Consider the following 21011-nt stretch of genomic DNA (forward strand, 5'->3'; position numbering starts at 1 on the left):
GTCGGCCTGTGATCGTGATCTGCCCCCTCGAACAAAATCCTTGCACCCCCTCCACGAACATTGCACGATAAAGCGAAATAACAATCATTATCACTAGTAACTTACCCTCACTTATCCCCGGATAACGGGCGGTCACGCACAGGAACGACAATGACAACGCTCAACAATAGCCTCATCCCCGACTGGCAGCGTGCCGGAGAAGCTGCCGCGGCGCAGTTGCCTGACAGCCAGCGGCGTGCGTCGCTGGCTGCTTTTCTCGCCGAAAGTGAAAGTCTGGCACCGCTACTGATGTTACAAACCCTGCAACGCCTGGGATTTTGTGATGCAGGAAGCTGGCACATTGCATCACGCAGCCAGCAGCTGCGGATTGCGGATTGCTACAGCGAACTGCTCCAACACTGGCATCAGGTGCTGGAAGAGGAGGGGATGCTGGAATGTGAGGATGAGCGCTGGTCGCTGGCAGACTGCGCTCCTGCTGAGATGCGGCTGGAACAGGGAATTGATGACGCCCGGCATCGCCTGCGTCAGTTGATGGCCTGGCTTGACGATGCTGAACCGCTGGCCGAGGCGTTGTTCAGCCAGCATGAATGCATCGATGACTGGCTGCGCACGCCTTCTCTGGCTTTGCAGCCAGCCAGCCTGACAGGCCTGCATCAGTTACATCACCATGCGGGGATTATTGATGATTACTTTACCGGGATCATCGCCAGCGTGCTGCCCTGCCTGCTGGATGCGTGCGATACACCCCGCTTATTGACGCTGGGTGCGTGCGCTGCCATTGACGATCTCGCTGGTGCAGTATGGATAGCGGCTGAATCCGGGCAGTCCCTCAACAGCCAATTGCCACAGGATGCCCGGCATGATGCCGTCCTTGCCAGCGATCTGCTGGTGCAGCCTGACGCCGCCCGTCGCCTGTCGGAACTGCATACCTGGCTGAAAGCGAATGCGACGTTAATTCTGGTGGAAAATACCGGTGAGCATCTGCTGCATCGTGTCACGCCTGCGGCCGTGCAGGCGCTGGCGTATGGGCAACCCGCTTTCCGCGGGGGGAGCGGTGCGGAAGCGCACTGTCATCAGGTGCTGCAACAGTCTGGATTTGAATTACTTCAGGTGTGGCCGCAGGCGGCGTCACCCATGGCATTCTGCGGACAGCGCCTGCTGGTGGCGCGCCGCTGTGCCGTCGTTCCCGGTGAAAGCGTCTATACTGGTAGCTGATGTTAAATAACCGGAGGATAACAATGACCATTCATAAGAAAGGACAGGCGCACTGGGAAGGCAATATCAAGCAGGGGAAAGGCACCGTCTCAACCGAAAGTGGGGCGTTAAGCCAACAGCCTTATGGTTTCAATACACGCTTTGAAGGTAAAGCGGGGACCAACCCCGAAGAGCTGATTGGGGCCGCACATGCTGCCTGTTTCTCCATGGCGCTATCGCTGATGCTGGGCGATGCGGGCCACACACCTGAAAGCATTGATACCACCGCTGATGTCTCCCTGGACAAAGTGGAGGGCGGTTTTGCCATCACCAAAGTGGCCCTGCAAAGTAAGGTGAAGCTTCCCGGTATTGAGAAAGCGGCTTTTGATACGATTATTCAGCAGGCAAAAGCGGGTTGCCCGGTGTCAAAACTACTCAGTGCTGAGATTACCCTCGACTATCAGCTGGAAAATTAAGTCTGAACCCGAGGTTCTCACCGCGTGAAGGTAAGGAATCTGTTAAGGCTGTGAAAAAAACACGCTAATTAGCCCCGTTTAGGAGTTCGTGAGATAGGGAAGTGTTGTGGTATCCCCGATATTGATGTTGCGGCAGTTCGCAGGTCGTGAGCAACTGAGGATATCAAGATGAAAAAAACAACACTGACTTTGATGATTAGTCTTTTCACAGCAAGCAGCCTTTTCTCCACCCTGTCCCATGCAGAGGGTCCGGGCAACGGCCCGGATCAACAGTGGCATCAGGATCGCGGGCGCGACAACCGCGGAGACGACCGTCGTGGTGGCGGCGATCATGATAACTATCGCGGCCATGACGATCGGGGTCATGGCGATCGTGGCCGGGGTGGCCCTGATGAGCGTGACCATTTTGCCTGGAACGGCCATGATTTCCGTCGTGGTCATCCTGCTCCCGAGCGCTTTCGCGGGGATGATTACCGCGTTGATGACTGGCACCATCGTGGCCTGTATGAACCGCCACGCGGCGAACACTGGGCCTATGTTGACGGTAATTATGTGCTGATTGCAGCAGCCACCGGGGTGATCACCTCGATCATTCTCGGCAACGTATTAGGCCATCGTTAATCTACCGCTGTCGGTGGCACCCGCCACCGACAATTAACCTTCCCCCTTCTCCTTACGTAAACCCGTAACTGATTAATTTATATTGTTTTTATATTTTCTGCGTTGCATGGCGTTACATTCCATTTTCCCGGCGCAGGCCGCAAAATATCCCCCTCCTCTGGCTTGTTATCGCTCCCTGACTTCACTTATTATTGACCCTGTCAGTATGAAAAACATTCATATCAGGGAGAAAAAGAATGGATACTCGTGTAGGAAAACTGGAAGGACATGTCGGTAATTTACAGAAGGATGTTGGCTTGCTACAGCAAGATGTTGGTCTGTTAAAGCACGATGTCAGCCGTCTTAAAGACGATGTGCACATCCTGAAAGGGGATGTCAGTAAACTCAAGGAGGATGTGGGCACGCTGAAAATCGATGTGGCGGTAATTAAGTCCAACTATGCCACCAGGGAGGATATTATGCGGCTTGATAAAAAGATCGACCTTAAAATGGAAAGTCTGCGTACCGAACTGCATCAGTCACTGGCACTGCAAACTAAGTGGTTTGCCTCCTCGCAGCTTGGGTTGCTTGCCCTGGGCCTTGGGCTGGCAAAACTGCTGTTTTAATTCTTCATTGCTCATCATTTATCTGCGTACTTGCCTCTGTGTACTAAACACTCCTGAATTTAAGCTTATAGACGTCTGGACATGTAGCCATCAATTTATGTAGCATGCAGAGATTAGAAAATTCTGAATGGGAACAGGCCAATGACGCAGCATATAAAGATTCTGGACGGAGGAATGGGGCGTGAACTGGCCCGGGTGGGCGCACCATTCCGTCAACCTGAATGGTCGGCACTGGCCCTGTATGAAGCCCCTGAGCGCGTGCGCGAAGTGCACGACAGCTATATTGCTGCCGGGGCAGGCACCATCACCACCAACAGCTATGCGGTTGTTCCTTTCCATATTGGTGACGAACGCTTTGCCGCTGATGCTCAGCGCCTGGCCACCCTGGCAGGGCAACTGGCCCGTCAGGCCGCCGATGCCGCAGTGCATCCGGTACAGGTTGCTGGCAGCTTACCTCCGGCCCTGGGATCCTACCGTCCCGATCTGTTTAACGCGCCACTTGCGCTGGAGATCCATCGCGTGCTGGTCAACGCCCAGGCACCTTATGTGGATATCTGGCTGGGTGAAACCATCAGTTCGATTGCCGAAGCCGAGGCTATTCACGAAGCGATATCCGGTCAGCCCCAGCCTTTATGGCTGTCATTCAGTCTGCACGACGATCCTGACCAGCCGCAGGCCGACAGTACATTGCGTTCAGGGGAAAGCGTCTCCGCCGCCGTCACCCGAGCGGTCGAGCTGGGGGCGGCCAACGTCCTGTTTAACTGTAGCCACCCGGAAGTGATGATTTCTGCTGTACAGCAGGCGGCGGCGACCCTGAAACGCCTTGGCTCCCCGGCGGGTATTGGCGTTTATGCCAATGCGTTTGAGCACGGCAGCAACGGTGGCGGGGCGAACGAAGGTCTGAGTGGTTTACGTAAAGACACTCACCCGGAAGGCTATCTGCACTGGGCACAGGAGTGGGTGGGCGCGGGTGCTACGCTGGTGGGGGGCTGCTGCGGGATTGGCCCTGAACATATTCAGCGTCTGGCCTCTGCGCTGAAGTAAATACGCTATTCTTTACCGCTTCGGCGGAAAAAAATAATAAAAAACCAGGAAAAAACAACATCATGAATCGTCGCGACTTTATTAAAACTACCGGTGCGCTCTCCGTTGCGGCGGCCTGTTCTGGTCTGCCATTACAATCGCTGTGGGCGGCTGAAGCCGCACCGGCCACCCCCAAAAAAGGGGGGCATCTGATCGTCGGTATGGATAACGCTTCCAGCACTGACCGCATCGATCCGGCATTCTGGTTTGAATCCTATATGTATTTTGTCGGTTCACAGCTGTTTAACTGCCTGGCCGAAGTGGATGAGCAGGGCAAAATCATCCCTTCACTGGCGGAAAGCTGGGAAACCCACGATGGCAGCAAAACCTGGGTGTTGAATATCCGTAAAGGGGTCCAGTTCCACGATGGCCGCACGCTGACGGCGAAAGACGTGGTCTATTCACTGAATCATCACCGTGATGAGAAATCGAGCTCATCGGTCAAAGGCTATCTGGAGCCGGTCGTCTCGTTGGAGGCTACCTCACCTGACCAGGTGACCATCAAGCTGAAAGAACCCAATGTGGAGTTTATTGCGCTGCTGAGCGATGTCCATTTTGCCATCACCGCAGAAAACGAGAACTTTGATAAAGGCATCGGGACGGGCGCGTTCATCCTGGAAAGCTTTAAGCCTGGCGTGCGTACGCTGGTGAAGCGTAATCCAAACCACTGGAACCCGGCGCGCGGTCACGTTGACTCCGTTGAAACACTGGCAATGAATGACTCCACGGCACGAGTGGCGGCCCTTGCCAGCGGTTCTGCGCACATCATCAACCGTGTGAATCCGCGCATTGTTGATCGCCTGAAAAACATGCCGACTATTCAGCTGCTGCGCTCACGCGACAGCCAGATTTTCACTTTCCCGGGCCTGGCGACTGCCGCTCCCTTTAACACCCTGGATGGCCGCCTGGCGCTGAAATACGCCATCGACCGCGAACAGATCATTAAAACCGTGCTGGGTGGCTACGGTACTGTTGCGAACGATAACCCGATTTTCCCGTCCAGCCCGTACTTTGCTAAAGACATTCCGCAGCGTCCGTATGACCCGGAAAAGGCGAAATATCACTGGCAGAAAAGTGGCTTCAGCGGTCCGCTGGTGTTGTCGGTGGCTGAAGCTGGTTTCCCGGGTGCGGTCGATGCTGGCCAGCTGTATCAGAACTCGGCTGAACGTGCTGGCATTCCGCTGAAAGTGGAACGCGTGCCGGACGATGCCTTCTGGGATAACGTCTGGATGAAGAAACCTTTTGTTTCGTCCAACTGGTCGCTGCGTCCGACGGCCGATGCGCTGCTGTCGCTGGTGTTCACCAGCAATGCCCCGTGGAACGAGTCGCAATGGAAAGAGCCCGCGTTTGACCAGTTAGTCACTGCTGCACGTGGTGAGCAAGATGAGCAGAAGCGCCGTCAGATCTATCATGACATTCAGGTGATGCTGGTGGAGAAGGGCAGTGAAATTATCCCTCTGTACGCCGATGCGCTTGATGCATCCAGTATCAAAGTGAAGGGCTTTGTTGCTATCCCTGGTTTTACCATGAGCGGTAACCGTGCCGCTGAAAAAGTGTGGTTTGCATAACAGCGAATGAGTCATTTTAGTGAACGTCGGGGGAAGGGTCACTTTCCCCTGTTAAAACTGACGGCCCTGCGTTTGCTGGCCGGTGTGGTGATGCTGCTGGTGGTATCGATACTGATTTTTGCTGGCATCCAGTTGCTGCCGGGCAGTGCCGCCACGGCGATCCTCGGTCAAACGGCCACGCCACAGGCGGTGGCCGCACTCAATCAACAGCTGGGGCTGGATCAGCCTGCGCTGGGCCGCTATCTGGCCTGGTTGGGCGGCGTGCTGCACGGCGATTTTGGTCACAGCTTTACCAGCCGTGAAGCGATCGCCCCGGTGCTGCTTGATCGTCTGGCCAATACCCTGTCGCTGGCCTTTTTCACCGCCATTGTCGCGGTGCCACTGGCACTGACGATTGGCTTTATCTCCGCGCGCTACCAGGGAAGCTGGATCGATCGGCTGCTGAATCTGTTTACTCGCGCTGCCGTTTCGCTGCCGGAATTTTTCTCCGGCTATCTGCTGATCCTGATCTTCTCTATCACCCTGTTCTGGTTGCCGAGTAACAGCAGTATTGCTGACGATATGCCGCTGGGCGATCGCCTGCTGGCCATTGCTTTGCCGTGTATGACGCTGATCTTCGCCATTCTCGGGCATATGAGCAACATGACGCGTGCTGCGCTGGTCAGTGCGCAGAATGCCGCGTATGTCGATACCGCCCTGATGAAAGGGTTATCGCCCTCCGCCATTCTGTTCCGTCATGTGTTACCGAACGCCTGGGGGCCCATCATTAACGTGATTGTGCTGAACCTGGCCTGGCTGATGGTCGGTGTGGTCATTGTTGAAAACGTCTTCGTTTACCCTGGTCTCGGCCAGTACATGGTGGACAGTATCAGTAAGCGTGATATCCCGGTTATCCAGGACTGTGCACTGCTGCTGGCGGGTATTTATATCCTGCTGAATCTGCTGGCCGATGTTGTCGCCCTGCTGGCAAACCCGCGCCTGCGCCACAGTCGCTAACGAATAGTCATGCTATACACCCTGACAGCACTGATTGAGGCTGGCAGGGTTTTACAAGGAACTGATGTGGATGTTTAGGCTGAAACTTGCTGTGTTGCCCGGTGCCATCGGGCTGGTGTTGTTCGTACTGGTGGCACTTCTGGCTCCGTGGCTGGCACCGTATGCACCCGGCGACGTGGTGGGCAGCGCCTGGAGTGGCGTGACGCCGGAAAACTGGCTGGGCACCGATAACCTCGGGCGCGATCTTCTCTCTCGTCTGATCTGGGGTACCCGTACTTCACTGAGCGTCAGCGCGGTGGCTACGCTGCTGGCCTTTGCCATCGGCACCTTCCTCGGTTTTATTGCGGGCTATTACCGTGGCTGGGTCGATCAGGTGATCTCGCGCGTTAATGATATTTTGATGGCGATCCCAACGCTGATTTTAGCCCTGGTTGTGCTGGCGATGCTGCCAAAAACCATTCCGGTGATCGTGGCGGTGCTGGGCATCCTCGAATCAACCCGTGTGCTGCGCGTATCACGTTCGCTGGCGCTGGATATCGCGGCACAGGAATTTATTGAAGTCGCCCGTTTGCGCGGCGAACGGCTGGGCTGGGTATTGTGGCGTGAGATCCTGCCCAATGCCTTTACCACGCTGATTGCGGAATTTGCCCTGCGCTTTATCTTCATTCTTTTATTCCTGTCGGCACTCTCTTTCCTGGGCTTAGGGATCCAGCCGCCAACCGCCGACTGGGGTGGCCTGGCGCGTGATAATAAAGATGGCATCCTGTTTGGCGTCTGGGCGGCACTGATCCCCGGCGCGGCAATTGCCCTGCTGGCACTGGCATTAAACAGTGTTGCTGACTGGCTGTTAAGCCAGCATAGCCGTAGCTGGCAGGAGTAGAAGATGAGTGAACAACCGCTGTTAAGCGTGAATAAACTGCGGGTGACCGCGGGAGATGCCGTCCTGGTTGACGATATCTCCTTTACCCTGCGCAAAGGAGAAGTGCTGGGATTAATTGGTGAATCAGGTGCCGGGAAATCGACCATCGGCCAGGCCGTTTTGGGGCATTTTCGCCACGGAATGACCCTGAGCGGTGGGCGAATCCAGTTTGCCGGGCAGGAACTGACCGCACTATCGGAACGCCAGTGGCGCAAAGTCCGCGGGGTGAAAATTGCCTACGTGGCGCAGTCGGCCAGCGCCGCTTTCAACCCGGCGAAGAAAATCGGTGAACAGGTGATTGAAAGCACGCTTCGTCACCGGGTGATGAACCGACAGGCTGCCATTCGCCGCGCGATTGAGATCTTCGCCCAGCTACAACTGCCGCAGCCGGAGGTGTTTTTCCACCGTTACCCGCATCAGGTGTCCGGTGGGCAGCTTCAGCGGGCGATGATTGCGATGGCGATCTGCGCCGGGCCGGAACTGATTGTGTTTGATGAGCCGACCACGGCGCTGGACGTGACCACTCAGCTGGAAGTGCTCAAGGCGATTCAGCAGGTTATTCGTCAGACCGGCGTTGCGGCACTATATATCAGCCACGATCTGGCGGTGGTTGCCCAGCTCAGCCAGCGCATTATGGTCCTGCGCCACGGCCGTGAAGTGGAAAGCGGTGAGACGGTCTCGCTGCTGACGCAGCCCGCTCAGGACTACACCCGCGACCTGTTGCACAGTCACGGTGAACCGCATCAGCCGCGCAGCGCGACATTGCCGCTGTTGAGCCTGCGCGATATCAGCATTGGCTATCATGGCGACCCGGTACTGCACGCGGTCTCGCTCACGGTCGGACGGGGACGCACGCTGGCGCTGATCGGCGAATCCGGCGCGGGTAAATCAACCCTCGGCCGGGCAGTATGTGGCCTGGTGGCACCGTCAGAAGGGGACATCACCTTTAACGGTCAGCGGCTGCCCCCACAGCTACGCCAGCGCTCGCGTCAGCAGATGCAAACCATCCAGATGATTCACCAGCATCCCGATACGGCGCTTAACCCCCGTCTGACGATTGGTCTGCAAATTGAACGTGCCATGGTCTGTCTGACGTCGCTGACGGCACAGCAGCGACAGGCCCGGGTGGGGGAACTGCTGGAGAAAGTTGGCCTGTCGCCACTGCTGGCCGCGCGCTACCCCCATTCGCTGTCCGGCGGGCAGAAGCAGCGTGTTTGCATCGCACGGGCGCTGGCGGTAGAGCCGGAGCTGATTGTCTGTGACGAACCCACCTCGGCGCTCGATCCGCTGGTGGGACGTGAGGTACTGGCGCTGTTGAAAAAACTGCAACAGGAAACCGGCGTTTCACTGCTGTTTATCACCCACGACCTGCATGTGGTCAGAGCCGTAGCCGATGAAGTCATGGTGTTACGTTATGGCAGCGTGGTGCGCCAGGGACGTCTGGAGCAGGTATTCACCGCACCGCTGGATGATTATACCGCGCAGTTGCTGCGGGCAGTGCCGGAAATGCGCCCCGGCTGGCTGGAGGAAGCCAGCGTGCCTGTAACCCAAATGTAAAAATAAAATGTAAACCAACGGTAAATGAATAAAGTTACGCCGCTGGTTTACCGATAACCCTGTGCTGATGGACGACAAAGATCGTCCAATTTATCTGTAAACACACCGGGGATATCGCATGACCATAACTAAACGGCTGTTCTTGATTTTCACCTTACTGGCGCTGTCGTTGATCGCGCTGTCGGCATATTCCCTTTCAGCGATAAGCGGCTTCCAGTCCCGTTTTGAATTTGTACAGGTTAACGCCATTCCCAGTATTAAAGACCTGGATAAAGCCATCAGCGCGGCCAGTGAATTGAGCCTGGCGCTGTATGAGCATCAAAGTGAGAACGACGACAGCAAGCAGCCCGCCATCGAAGCTAAAATTGACCAGATTGTCGGCCAACTGAAAACGCTGACCGACTACTACATGGCCAATGACATCTCCAGCGATCGCGACCGCACGATGACCCAGGAAGCGCTGGGGACGATTACTGCGATCCAGGGATCGTTACCGGCGTTTTACAGTGTTTCACGTGCCCACGATGATGCGAAATCTCTGCCGTTATTGCAGGGCGAAAACGGTGTGGGTGCCGTGGTACGTAAACTGTCCGAAGGCCTGAAAGCACAGATTCAGCTCAACATTGATATCGGTAACGATCTGCGCCGCGAAAACGCCGAGATTTACAGCAAGGTCTTCTGGGGCATGCTGATTTTTGCCGCTGCGGCGATCATTGTGCTGGGCCTGCTGGCGGTGAAAACCATCTTCAGCGTGCGTAACAGCCTGAACGGTCTTCAGAACCTGATGGTGTCGGTCAGCGAGACGTTGGATCTCAGCCAGCAGGCAGATGCGACGCGTAGCGATGAGATTGGTAAAACGGCTGCAGCCTTTAACAGCCTGATGGCGCGTGTTTCCGGCGTGCTTGGCTCGGTGACCTCTTCCGCTCAGTCTGTCAGTTCTGCATCCACCCAGATTGCTGCGGGTAACGAAGATCTTTCTGCGCGTACCGAAGAACAGGCTGCCTCACTGGAGCAAACCTCCGCCAGCATCAGCACCCTGAACGATACGGTCAAACAGAGCGCCGAAAATGCCCGTCAGGCCAGCTCTCTTGCCAGCACCGCTAACGATCTGTCAGTCCACAGTGGGAATGCCGTTGCTGCGATGGTCGGCACGATGGATAAAATCAAAATCAGCTCCAGTAAAATTTCTGACATCACCGGGCTGATTGAAGGCATTGCCTTCCAGACCAACATCCTGGCACTGAATGCGGCGGTAGAAGCGGCACGTGCCGGTGAGCAGGGGCGTGGTTTTGCCGTGGTGGCGAGCGAAGTACGTAACCTGGCCCAGCGTTCCTCAACCGCTGCCCGTGAGATTAAAGATCTGATTGTCACCTCCGCGCAGCTGGTGGAGAGTGGCGCAGTGCAGGCGGCCGATGTCGGTGAGAACATGGCTAAGGTGCAGGGGTCAATTCGTCAGGTGGCGGATATTGTCGGTGAAATGGCTGCGGCGACCTCTGAGCAGAGCCAGGGCATCGAGCAGGTTCACCTGGCGATTGGTCAGATGGATAGCGTGACCCAGCAGAACGCCGCGCTGGTTGAAGAAGCGTCGGCGGCATCGCAGTCGTTGCAGGAGCAGGCATCGACCCTGAGCCAGCTGGTATCGGCATTCAGGTTGCAGGCCGATCGCCGTGTTCCGGTCGAAACTCATCAGAAGAAAGTACCGGCCATTGCGCCCGCCGCGCGTTTAGCGAAACCTGCGGCGGCAGCTGTGGATGATAACTGGAGTTCTTTCTAAGCGTTGATGGAAAGGGTCGGGCATGCCCGACCCCTACCGGGAGGCGGTATTTGTAGGATCGGGGATACCCGACCCCTACCGGGAGGCGGTATTTGTAGGATCGGGGATACCCGACCCTACCGGGAGGCGGTATTTGTAGGATCGGGGATACCCGACCCCTGGCGGGAGGCGGTATTTGTAGGATCGGGGATATCCGACCCCTGGCGGGAGGCGGTATTTGTAGGATCGGGGATACCCGACCCCTGGCGGGAGGCGGTATTTGTAGGATCGGGTATACCCGTCCCCTGGCGGGAGCCGGTATTTGTAGGGGCGAGGCACGCCTCGCCCTCTATTATTACTGGTGTGCAATCACCGAGGCAATTACGCCGGTCGCCACCGCAATCAAGACATAATTGCCGTCAACGTTCATCCAGCGATGACCGGATGGCGGCGATTTCAATCCGCGTTTTTTCCAGTCACTGACCTGATACCCTTTCCCCCGATACTGCTGCGGCAGGGCGTGGCCCCGGCGGAAGTCAGGCTTCTGCTGATGCTCTGCCTGCTGGTGACTACGCTGTTGATGCTGCGATGTATGCTGGGGCCGTGCGTCATGACCTTGTTGCGGGCTTTTCTGCTGTGGTTGATGCTGTGGCTGCTGTGGATGTTTGACCGGCTGCTGCTGGTCTGGGCCATTACCGGGACCCTGAGCAAAGGCACTCAGACTGCTGCTGGCACAAATCATGACCGAGAGGGCAATCGTGGCGATCTTTTTCATCTTATTATTCCTTGCGATTGAATCAATGTTCAGACAGAAGGAATGTGGCGTCTGGCGGGCGGTTGAACAAGGGTAAAAGTCTGAAGTTGCCGGGTTTAACGAAATCTTTAAACTTCCTTAACGCAATGCCGGGCACCTCTCCACAGTGTGCCCGGCATCCGTGCTTAATCTGCGCCCGGGTAGGCCTGCTCCAGCAGCCAGCGCTGTTGTTCCACGCTGTAGGTCACCAGGCTGTTTTTGCTGTTAGAACGGGCCAGAACCCAGTCGATCTCTTGTTTGTTCAGGGCGGGAGGAGATTGCCAGAACGGGTGAATCGCGTTATCGGTCAGCCAACTGTCCAGCCGTCTTGCCGTTGCCCCTTCTCCCAGCGGGAACAGGGCCGCACCCAGCTGCTGCATCAGGGCGATCTGCTGCGGATGTTCGCTCTCATTCAGCAGATGCAGGAACGGCAGCAGCAGGCGACCGCACACTTCCCCATGATGGAAATCCCTGATAGCACCCAGCTCTCCGGCGATACCGTGGATCACGCCCAGCCCGGCCATGCTCAGGCTCTGCCCGCCGAGCCATGACGCCATCATCATCTGTTCACGCGCCTCATTACCAGCTTCATCCTCCTGATTAAGCGCCGCCCAGCCGCGCATAAAGGCCCGCATCCCACTGATGGCGGTCTGTTGGGTAAAGGCATTGCCGTTCTGGGAGAGATAAGCTTCAAACAGGTGCGTAAAGGCATCGATACCGCAGCAGGCCAGCACATGATCTGACGCACCGCGCAGCAGGTCTGGGTCGAGGATCGCTATTTGCGGCACAAAGTTAGCGTGGCGTAATGACGCTTTGACGTTGAGCTTATTTTTGTCGGTGATCACGGCATTTTGCGTCACTTCGCTGCCCGTTCCCGCCGTAGTGGGGATCGCAATCAGCGGAAGTGTGGCACCACTCACGGCGGTATCGCCGACTTTTTCCAGATAGCGCAGGGTATTAAGCGGATGCTGGCTGAGTGCGGCAACCGCTTTGGCAGCATCCAGCACGCTGCCGCCGCCAATAGCGACCACGCGTTTAGCCTTATCACGCCAGCGTGCCACCCAGGCATCGATCTCATCAGGGGAAGCTTCATGACTGACGATTTCCACGCCGCACAGCAGGGGCTCCAGCTGGGGTTGAAGCTGTTGCCAGGCGCTGCCGTTAAGAAACGAACGGCCACAGAACAGCAGCGTGGGCAATAGCGGATCGTTCAGCAGCGGGACCAGTTGTTGCAGGCTACCGCGGCCAAAAAAAGTGTGTCGGTTAGTAATCAATTGACGCGTGGACATCGGCAGAAGTTCTCGCAGGTTAAGGGCAGGTAAAGGTGATCGCCTGGTCTTTCGGGGCGTTAATAATCGCGAAACGATGATCGGAAATACGCTGTGCCAGCCAGCCATCCGGCGTGGTGGCTGAGGGAATATAGAGCTGGCGATCGTTGGACTGTAGTGGCCCGCTGTCGAGCCTGAGGTCTGGCAACTCAACGGAGAATGAGCTGAAGCGGTCAATAATCATCGCCTGGGTGGCCCCCTGCGGTTGCCCGGTCAAGGTTTGTATCTCCCCGGGACACGACTGACCTTTATAGTCTGAGGAGCACGCAGCAAGCAGAAAGACCAGCGAAGGCAACAGTATACGGATGGCACGCTGCGGTGAAGGGAGAGAGGGCAACAGCCAGTGTCCTGAATTCGGCATAGTACATCCTGTTAGTGGCGGTTCCACATTGGGTGTGATGCGACTGATTATAGCCCGGCCCGATAATAACGTCATTGTAGAGTCATGCTTCTCTGGATAGTTAGTGTTCACTATCGCTGTGTAGCATAAGATTCAATAACCCTCTATTTTGTAACGTTAAAATGAATCAATTCAGCCAAAACGTTAACAATAGTTCGCAAGCAAATTAATGAGTGCTACAATCGCCACCGTTTTGTGACATGCATCACATAAGTGCTGGCAGGGACGCGTAACTGCCGCACAGAAAAAGACGTCAGCGCGTAACAGGGAAGCGTTCTTTGTCGATGAACTGAGCAAACCTGACCAGGAGTTATATACTTTTGGCGAGGTTGCCTGGTGAAGACAAAGCCGTGTACGTCAGGGAATGTCGGGCGCTTACCGGGCTGGGCCGGGTAAGACTTTTAGCATTATTTTTACTTATCGAATAATTCCAGTGAATAATAAAACCTCTGCTTACTTTCTGACGCCTCTGTTTCTGATGACGCCTGCTGCTGTCAGCTATGCACAAACGTCTACCGATGCCGCCACTGCTCAGGGACAGGAATCTTCCCTGATGGTGATTAAACAGCGCACAGGCCTGTCCGAACTGGATACCCCGGCAGCGGTCAGCGTGGTGGATGGCGACGAGCTGCGCCGTGCCAGCGCTCAGGTGAATCTTTCCGAAAACCTTGGCGGCGTGCCGGGGCTGCAAATTCAGAATCGCCAGAACTATGCTCAGGATCTGCAACTGTCCGTGCGCGGCTTCGGCAGCCGTTCCATGTACGGTGTGCGCGGCGTGCGGCTGTATGTTGATGGCATTCCCGCCACCATGCCGGATGGGCAGGGGCAGACGTCGAACATTGATATTAACTCGGTGGGCAAGGTGGAAGTGCTGCGTGGGCCTTATTCTGCGCTGTACGGCAATGCGTCCGGCGGCGTGGTGAATATTGACAGCGAAACGGGCAGCCAGCCCACCACGCTGGAAGCGGGCACTTACTTCGGCAGCTACGGCTCATGGCGTAACAGCGTCAAAGCCAGCGGCGCCACCGGTGATGGCACCCAGGCGGGGGACGTGAATTACACGATTTCCGGTTCGCGCTTTACCACCCACGGCTTTCGCGACCACAGCGGTACGCAGAAAAGCCTCGGTAACGGTAAGCTCGGCGTGCGTCTTGATGATGTCAGTACCCTGACGCTGATGTTTAACAGCGTCTCCGTGGATGCTAACGATCCCGGTGGTCTGACGGAAGAAGAATATAAAGCCAATCCGCGCCAGTCGCCGCGTGGCGATAACTTTAATACCCGTAAGAGCCTCGACCAGACTCAGGTCGGCCTGCGTTATCAGCGTGAGATGAGTGAAAATGACCAACTGACGCTGACCACCTGGCACGGTGAGCGCCACACTACGCAATATCAGTCGATCCCTTATGGTACTCAGCAGCTCGCTACCTATCCGGGCGGCGTCATTGTGCTGGAGCGTAAATATCAGGGAGTGGATACCCGCTGGAAGCACGACGGTCAGCTCGGCTCTGTACCGGTGACGCTGATTGGCGGCCTCGACTATGAAACCATGACCGAACGCCGTCAGGGCTTCCAGAACTACAATACGGTCAACGGGGTTAACCAGTTCGGTGAGAAGGGCGATCAACGCCGCAACGAAAAAAACACCATGTGGAACCTCGATCCCTATCTGCAAACCAGCTGGCAGCTGACGCCAAAGTGGACGCTGGATGCCGGGTTGCGCTACAGCACGGTGAACTTTGATTCCACCGACTACTATATAACCAGTGTTAACGGTGATGACAGCGGCAGCGCGCGCTATCACAAGCTGCTGCCGATGGGCTCGGTGAACTATGCGGTGACCGATGCATGGAATCTTTATGCTTCTGCCGGGCGTGGTTTTGAAACCCCGACGATTAATGAGCTTTCTTACCGTTCGACTTCCGGTACGCAGACCGGTCTGAACCTGGGGCTGAAACCCGCGACCAGCGACACCGTTGAACTGGGCAGTAAAACCCGCATCGGTTATGGCCTGCTGACCGCCGCCGTGTTCCAGACCAATACCGATAATGAGCTGGTGGTCGACAGCAGTTCAGGGGGGCGTGCCGTGTATAAAAATGCCGGAGAAACGCGTCGTCGTGGCCTGGAGCTGGGCTTTGACCAGCAGTTCGCGATGGACTGGCACCTGAAGCTGGCGTGGACATTGCTGGATGCCACGTACCGCAATGAAACCTGTAATGCGAAGAATGTCTGTACGCCTGCGGGCAACCGCCTGCCGGGTATTGCACGCAATATGGGCTACGCATCACTGGCGTATGCACCGGAAAGCGGCTGGCATGCCGGTGCCGATATTCGTTATATGAGTGACATTCAGGCCAATGATGCGAACGATGCCCAGGCACCGTCCTACGCAGTAACCAGCCTGAACAGTGGCTACCGTTTCAACTGGAGCCAGTGGTCGCTGGACCTGTTTGGCCGCGTCGATAACCTGTTCGACCGTGAGTACGTCGGCTCCGTTATCGTGAATGAAGGTAATAACCGCTACTACGAACCCGCACCGGGGCGTAACTGGGGCGGCGGTGCCACCGTGACGTATCAGTTCTGAGTATTTCGCCGAAGACAATATGGCAATGAATCCAGTAATGGCCTGCTGAAGCGCCTGCAGTGGCGGGTCAATGACACCGTATGGATAGGAAGTATAAAACTAAAAGATTGGGCTCTCGCTTAATCGATGACTTTAAATTTTGGTAAGGTTCAAACTATGCAAAGTAAAGCATCAAGAATACTGATCCTGTTAACAGCGATTTTCGCCACTCTGAGTGGTCTGTATCTGTTAATTGGCGGTATCTGGTTGGCTAAACTGGGTGGCTCGCTCTACTACATCATCGCTGGTGTGGTTCTGCTGATCACAGCTTTTATGCTGTATCGCCGCCGTGGCGCAGCGCTGCTGTTCTACGCACTCTTTCTGCTGGCGACCACTATCTGGTCACTGTGGGAAGTGGGTTCCGACTTCTGGGCGCTGACACCGCGTCTGGACGTCACCTTCTTCCTCGGCCTGTGGATGGTGCTGCCGTTCATCTGGCGTGGCCTGGGTTCAACGGGTGCATTCCCTCGCGTGGCACTTTCAGCCGTGCTGGTGTTTGTGGTCGCGGTGCTGGCTTACTCGGTGTTTAACGACCCGCAGGAAATCAACGGCACGCTGAGCCAGGATCAGGCCGCGGCGGCCCCGGCTGACGACGGTATTCCGGCAGGTGACTGGCCGGCTTATGGCCGTACGCAGGGCGGTACGCGTTACTCCCCGCTGAAGCAGGTTAACGACACTAACGTTGATAAGCTGCAGGAAGCCTGGACCTTCCAGACCGGCGACCTGAAAACACCTAACGATCCGGGTGAGATCACCAACGAAGTCACGCCAATCAAAATCGGCGATGCTTTGTATCTGTGTACTGCGCACCAGCAGCTGTTTGCTCTGGATGCGGCGACGGGTAAGCAGAAGTGGAAGTTTGATCCGAAGATGAAGACGGACCCGACGTTCCAGCATGTGACCTGTCGTGGTGTGTCTTACTACCAGACGCCAGAAGCCGCAGCGACCCCAGCCGGAACTCAGCCTGCGCTGTGCTCACGCCGCGTGTTACTGCCGGTCAATGACGGTAGTCTGTATGCGTTGGACGCTGAAACCGGCGCTCTGTGCCCGGAATTCGGCGACAACGGTAAGCTGAACCTGCAGAGCAATCTGCCTTACAATAAAGTGGGTTCTTACGAACCAACGTCACCGCCTATCATCACCAGCACCACTATTGTGATGGCCGGTGCGGTCACCGATAACTACTCAACCAAAGAGCCGTCCGGTGTGATCCGTGGTTTCGATGTCAACACAGGTAAACTGCTGTGGGCCTTCGATACCGGCGCGAAAGATCCGAACGTGATTGCGGAAGGCGAGCAGCACTACACGCCGAACTCTCCGAACTCATGGGCTCCGGCGTCTTACGATGCCAAACTGGACCTGGTTTACCTGCCAATTGGTGTTTCGACCCCTGATATCTGGGGCGGTCACCGTACCCCGGAAATGGAGCGCTTTGCCACGGGTATGCTGGCACTGAATGCCACCACCGGTAAACTGGCCTGGTTCTATCAGACGGTTCACCACGATCTGTGGGATATGGACGTTCCGGCACAGCCAACGCTGGCTGATATCAACGACAAAGACGGTAACAAGGTTCCGGTCATCTACATTCCGACCAAAACCGGTGACATCTTTGTGCTGAACCGTACCAACGGTAAGCCTGTTGTTCCGGCACCGGAAATGAAGGTTCCGGGTGGCGCAGCCAAGGGCGATCACGTTTCCCCTACGCAGCCTTACTCTGAGCTGAGCTTCCGCCCGAAAGCGCAGCTGACCGGGAAAGATATGTGGGGTGCCACTATCTACGATCAGCTGATTTGTCGTGTGATGTTCCACCAGTTACGTTATGAAGGTCCGTTCACTCCGCCATCTGAGCAGGGGACTCTGGTGTTCCCGGGTAACCTCGGTATGTTCGAGTGGGGCGGTATTGCCGTGGATACCGATCGTCAGGTTGCGGTCACGAATCCAATGGCGCTGCCGTTTGTTTCCCGTCTGATCCCTCGTGGTCCGGGTAACCCGATTGAGCCGGATGAGAATGATAAGGGCGGTACCGGTACTGAGTCCGGTGTTCAGCCACAGTACGGCTTGCCGTACGGCGTGACGCTGAATCCGTTCCTGTCTCCGCTGGGCTTCCCGTGCAAACAGCCTTCATGGGGCTACATCTCTGCGGTTGACCTGAAAACCAATGATATCGTGTGGAAAAAACGTATCGGCACCGTGCGCGACAGCTCACCGGTTCCGCTGCCGTTTAAAATGGGTATGCCAATGCTGGGCGGACCGGTGACCACTGCCGGTAACGTGTTCTTCATTGCTGCCACCGCCGATAACTACCTGCGTGCATTCAACGTCTCTAACGGCAAACAGCTGTGGGAAGCGCGTCTGCCAGCGGGTGGCCAGGCGACACCAATGACCTATGAAGTGAACGGTAAGCAGTATGTGCTGATCGTTGCGGGTGGCCACGGTTCGTTCGGCACCAAGCTGGGTGATTACGTGAAAGCTTACGCGCTGCCTGACAGCAAATAAAGGCGGTTAACCTCGGGCGAGGCATGCTTCGCCCCTACGAATGATGCAAAGCAAGATCGCTCTTCGTAGGGGCCGGGTATGTCCGGCCTGTTTGACTCGTATCGACGACAATCCTGTAGGGGTCAGGCATGCTTCGCCCCTACGAATGATGCAAAGCAAGATCGCTCTTCGTAGGGGCCGGGTATGTCCGGCCTGTTTGACTCGTATCGACGACAATCCTGTAGGGGTCAGGCATGCCTGACCCGCAAAGCAAAAGGGCGACTGTGAAGTCGCCCTTTTTTTTATGCCAGCGTTTTCAGCGCCGTAATCTGTTCCCGCCAGCGGGCCAGCGCCGCTACTTCATCGTTCAGACTGAACGTTAACCCACTGGTCACCGTGGCATAAGGTGCCCGATGGGCGATCACCTGCTTAACCTCAGCGCTGAATACCGCCAGTTTAAGATCGGTCAGCGTTTCCGGGCGTGGCTCTGCCAGTGCCTGAATCTCCACCACCGCATCATTGAGTACCAGTGCCAGCGTGATCCTGCCATCCCGCTTCAGATTGCGCGTGGTGGTGGAGTCTGGCCAGATGGCAAACAGCAGCTCATTCGGGGAGCAGGCAATGATTTCCCCCAGGCTCAGCTGTGCCGCATACGGCCAGCCATTTTCACCCACGCTGGACAGACGAATCGCCTGATACCGATGGCTTTCAGGTATTGAGCCGTCAAGCAGGGTCAGCAGAGCAGGCGGCAGTGTAGGGTTGTTCATCAGTCGTTCCTTCAGTTGATTAGGGTACGACCATTTTACCACGAACAATCACTTTACCCGGTTTGACTTCACTTTCGGTGGCCCGGCGGACCGCCAGATTGATCACCTGCCAGGCCATCTCATGCAAATCATGGGCAATACACGGGAAGTGGAAGCCGTAAATCGGTGCATGTGAGATCTCATCAATACTGAACAGCGAAACGTCCTGCATTGGGCTCAGCTGATGATCGATGCAGGATTTAATGATCCCCTGCGATATCTGGTTATTACAGCCGACGAAATAGTCCGGCGGGGCGTGGTGGTCAAGATATTCACTGGTGACTCTGGCGGCGACGTCCATCAAAAAATCGGCGTACAGGACCTCGAAGCTGGCGATTTTACCCTGCAAGGCCGCGCTCAGGCCGGTCACGCGCTCGCGTGCCACGTTGGAGTCCTGTGGCCCGGAAACCACCACCACATGCTGCGCCTGCTGTTCCAGCAGATAACGGCCCGCCTGCAGGCCGCAGTCAAGATTATCAATATAAACCCCGCTACAGGCGCTGGCATCCAGCTCTCTATCGACCAGAATCACCGGGATATTCAGCGCTTCCAGCCGGTGCAGATAAGCGGGATGGTAGTTGCAGTCTGACGAGATTACCGACAGGACGATGGCATCAACGTTATAGCCGATCAGCTTATCGATGATACGGTTCTCATGCTCCTGCGACTCCCGCGAATCAAAAATCAGCGTATCGTACCCCGCTTTTTCCGCTTCCAGCGTCATCAACCGGGTCAGCCCCCCGAAAAACGGGTTGTTCATATCCGGATTAACAATACCGATGGTTTTACTGTCACGCGCACGCAGATTACGCGCTGCGGTGTTCACCACGTAGCCCATCTCTGTGGCGGTGGCCAGCACCCGTTTCAGGGTGTCCGGATGCACTTTTTCCGGATGGGTAAAGGCGCGGGAAACGGTGATTTTGCTGACGTTTGCTTCTGCTGCCACGCTTGAGAGCGTGGCTTTAACTTTCCGGCCTGACGGCAAGGTGAACTCCTGGATATCAAATCATTTTGTACCATTGATGTATCATGACAGATCCCCAGACATGATGCGAATCAATCCGCTACAGGCTCAGCCGAGGCGGTTAACGCGCGGGTCCGTAAACACATCAAGGTCATCACGGCTTTCCGAAGAGAATTCCGACACCACTGCACCCTGCTTGCCGGCCTGGAACCAGTGGCGGGTGTTGGGGGCAATGGTGTACTGCTCGCCAGGCCGCAGCAAAATAAAGTGCTGTGCGGTATACCACTGTTCCGCCCCTTCCGGTGGCTGGCAGGTGCCGTTATTCAGGGTCAGGCTCTCATCATCAACAAATAACCACACCTCGCCCCATCGACAGCGGAACGTCTCCTGTTTACCCGGTGTGCCGTTAAACGGCGGGTGCAGATGCTCCGGACAGGTCTGGTGTGGAAACAGTACCAGCTCCTTGGCGCAGTAGCGCGGGCTGTTGATATAGGTGAGCAGTTGCAGGCCGGAGAGAGGGTAGTCTGGCAGGCCAAAGGTGGCGATCTCGATCTGCTGCTCCTCAGCCGCGGTGAGCAATATCGACGCTTCCTGCAGGTAGTGAAGGGTCTGGCTGATGGCCTGTTGATGTGCGCTCATGATGATCCTCTAATGATTGTGTTGTTATCGATATCATTTTTTGTGTGAGTGTTTTTGATCTTTATCGCTTGTCTGATGCCATTATTGCCCCGTTTTTTCTCCCTGAGTTACAAAAATGCTAAAATTTTAACCGTGCTCACACATTTATCACGGCATTTCTTTTACTATCGGCGTCATATTGATGTTAACGGTATCATTTTATTATCAA

At 56.0% G+C, this 21011-nt stretch carries 18 protein-coding genes; 12 read left to right on the forward strand and 6 right to left on the reverse strand.

Going from position 1 to position 21011, the window contains the following annotated elements; all coding sequences use genetic code 11:
- Positions 1–150 precede the first annotated feature (150 nt).
- The 10 genes from FVB43_RS12830 to FVB43_RS12875 all read left to right on the forward strand — a co-directional run bounded on the left by FVB43_RS12830 (position 151) and on the right by FVB43_RS12875 (position 10793).
- The gene (locus FVB43_RS12830; RefSeq protein WP_167864112.1) at positions 151–1215 is read left to right on the forward strand and encodes a hypothetical protein; all 1065 of its coding nucleotides are present in this window, start codon (positions 151–153) and stop codon (positions 1213–1215) included.
- A 23-nt stretch (positions 1216–1238) separates the two neighbouring features.
- Positions 1239–1670, forward strand: coding sequence for an OsmC family protein (locus FVB43_RS12835; RefSeq protein ID WP_159337466.1), 432 nt, complete (start codon positions 1239–1241; stop codon positions 1668–1670).
- Between the two features lie 168 nt (positions 1671–1838).
- Positions 1839–2291 carry an RcnB family protein gene (locus FVB43_RS12840; RefSeq protein ID WP_133845669.1) on the forward strand — a complete coding sequence of 151 codons (453 nt, stop codon included), beginning with the start codon at positions 1839–1841 and terminating at the stop codon, positions 2289–2291.
- Between the two features lie 236 nt (positions 2292–2527).
- Positions 2528–2896 carry a CCDC90 family protein gene (locus FVB43_RS12845; protein ID WP_133845668.1) on the forward strand — a complete coding sequence of 123 codons (369 nt, stop codon included), beginning with the start codon at positions 2528–2530 and terminating at the stop codon, positions 2894–2896.
- A 141-nt stretch (positions 2897–3037) separates the two neighbouring features.
- Positions 3038–3940 carry a homocysteine S-methyltransferase family protein gene (locus tag FVB43_RS12850; RefSeq protein WP_167864113.1) on the forward strand — a complete coding sequence of 301 codons (903 nt, stop codon included), beginning with the start codon at positions 3038–3040 and terminating at the stop codon, positions 3938–3940.
- Between the two features lie 62 nt (positions 3941–4002).
- Positions 4003–5547: an ABC transporter substrate-binding protein gene (locus FVB43_RS12855; protein ID WP_167864114.1), complete on the forward strand. Its 1545-nt coding sequence runs from the start codon at positions 4003–4005 to the stop codon at positions 5545–5547.
- Positions 5548–5553: 6 nt separating this feature from the next.
- The gene (locus FVB43_RS12860; protein WP_133845665.1) at positions 5554–6543 is read left to right on the forward strand and encodes an ABC transporter permease; all 990 of its coding nucleotides are present in this window, start codon (positions 5554–5556) and stop codon (positions 6541–6543) included.
- 70 nt (positions 6544–6613) lie between these two features.
- A complete protein-coding gene (locus FVB43_RS12865) occupies positions 6614–7423 on the forward strand; it encodes an ABC transporter permease (protein ID WP_133845664.1) in 810 nt (269 codons plus the stop codon).
- A gap of 3 nt (positions 7424–7426) precedes the next feature.
- Positions 7427–9019 carry an ABC transporter ATP-binding protein gene (locus tag FVB43_RS12870; protein WP_133845663.1) on the forward strand — a complete coding sequence of 531 codons (1593 nt, stop codon included), beginning with the start codon at positions 7427–7429 and terminating at the stop codon, positions 9017–9019.
- A 118-nt stretch (positions 9020–9137) separates the two neighbouring features.
- Positions 9138–10793 carry a methyl-accepting chemotaxis protein gene (locus tag FVB43_RS12875; RefSeq protein ID WP_167864115.1) on the forward strand — a complete coding sequence of 552 codons (1656 nt, stop codon included), beginning with the start codon at positions 9138–9140 and terminating at the stop codon, positions 10791–10793.
- Between the two features lie 334 nt (positions 10794–11127).
- Here the strand turns inward: FVB43_RS12875 and FVB43_RS12880 are convergent, their stop codons facing one another.
- The 3 genes from FVB43_RS12880 to FVB43_RS12890 form a co-directional block, all read right to left on the reverse strand.
- Complete coding sequence (locus tag FVB43_RS12880) at positions 11128–11547, reverse strand: RcnB family protein (protein ID WP_167864116.1); 420 nt, start codon at positions 11545–11547, stop codon at positions 11128–11130.
- Between the two features lie 164 nt (positions 11548–11711).
- Positions 11712–12854, reverse strand: a complete 1143-nt coding sequence (locus tag FVB43_RS12885; RefSeq protein WP_167864117.1) for an iron-containing alcohol dehydrogenase — start codon at positions 12852–12854, stop codon at positions 11712–11714.
- Positions 12855–12873: 19 nt separating this feature from the next.
- Entirely contained in the window at positions 12874–13254 is a 381-nt protein-coding gene (locus tag FVB43_RS12890) for a hypothetical protein (RefSeq protein ID WP_133845659.1), read from the reverse strand.
- 517 nt (positions 13255–13771) lie between these two features.
- On the opposite strand from FVB43_RS12890, the gene pqqU reads away from it, so the two are divergent.
- Both pqqU and FVB43_RS12900 read left to right on the forward strand, forming a co-directional pair.
- A complete protein-coding gene (gene pqqU, locus FVB43_RS12895) occupies positions 13772–15877 on the forward strand; it encodes a TonB-dependent receptor PqqU (protein WP_422718031.1) in 2106 nt (701 codons plus the stop codon).
- 156 nt (positions 15878–16033) lie between these two features.
- A complete protein-coding gene (locus FVB43_RS12900; protein WP_167864118.1) occupies positions 16034–18415 on the forward strand; it encodes a glucose/quinate/shikimate family membrane-bound PQQ-dependent dehydrogenase in 2382 nt (793 codons plus the stop codon).
- Between the two features lie 281 nt (positions 18416–18696).
- Here FVB43_RS12900 and FVB43_RS12905 read toward each other — a convergent pair whose 3' ends face one another.
- The 3 genes from FVB43_RS12905 to FVB43_RS12915 all read right to left on the reverse strand — a co-directional run bounded on the left by FVB43_RS12905 (position 18697) and on the right by FVB43_RS12915 (position 20803).
- Entirely contained in the window at positions 18697–19161 is a 465-nt protein-coding gene (locus FVB43_RS12905; protein WP_167864119.1) for a pyridoxamine 5-phosphate oxidase, read from the reverse strand.
- Between the two features lie 19 nt (positions 19162–19180).
- Positions 19181–20185 (reverse strand): LacI family DNA-binding transcriptional regulator, encoded by a 1005-nt coding sequence (locus tag FVB43_RS12910; protein WP_242462147.1) that lies wholly within the window; start codon positions 20183–20185, stop codon positions 19181–19183.
- A gap of 87 nt (positions 20186–20272) precedes the next feature.
- Positions 20273–20803 (reverse strand): D-lyxose/D-mannose family sugar isomerase, encoded by a 531-nt coding sequence (locus FVB43_RS12915; protein ID WP_167864120.1) that lies wholly within the window; start codon positions 20801–20803, stop codon positions 20273–20275.
- Positions 20804–21011 lie beyond the last annotated feature (208 nt).

The sequence above is a fragment of the Erwinia rhapontici genome (genome assembly GCF_012271765.1).
Classification (GTDB): Bacteria; Pseudomonadota; Gammaproteobacteria; order Enterobacterales; family Enterobacteriaceae; genus Erwinia; species Erwinia rhapontici.